Consider the following 299-nt stretch of genomic DNA (forward strand, 5'->3'; position numbering starts at 1 on the left):
ATTGCTTTTGAAATCAACGGCTCGCTAGAGCAGGGTGAACAATTTATCAATGCGACTGAGCTGTGTACGTTAGCGGTAAGTCTAGGTGACCCAGAAACGCTCATTCAACATCCGGCATCAATGACACACTCTCCTTATACACAAGAGGAAAGGTTAGCTGCGGGAATTTCCGATGGACTAATTCGGATTTCAGTGGGGCTTGAAGACGTAGAAGACATTATTGACGATCTTAAGCAGGCGTTTGATAAAATATAGCTGTAAGTTAATTTTTACAAGGGGGCTGTATGAAGCCCCTTTTT

Annotated in this window: 1 protein-coding gene; it reads left to right on the forward strand. The window is 43.1% G+C overall.

Annotated elements, in window-relative coordinates:
• The coding region (locus tag CWC16_RS19535; protein ID WP_171037710.1) for a PLP-dependent transferase at positions 1-255 on the forward strand (255 nt) is incomplete at its 5' end.
• Between the last annotated feature and the right edge of the window lie 44 nt (positions 256-299).

The organism is Pseudoalteromonas sp. S3776, from assembly GCF_005886915.1.
Taxonomy (GTDB): domain Bacteria; phylum Pseudomonadota; class Gammaproteobacteria; order Enterobacterales; family Alteromonadaceae; genus Pseudoalteromonas.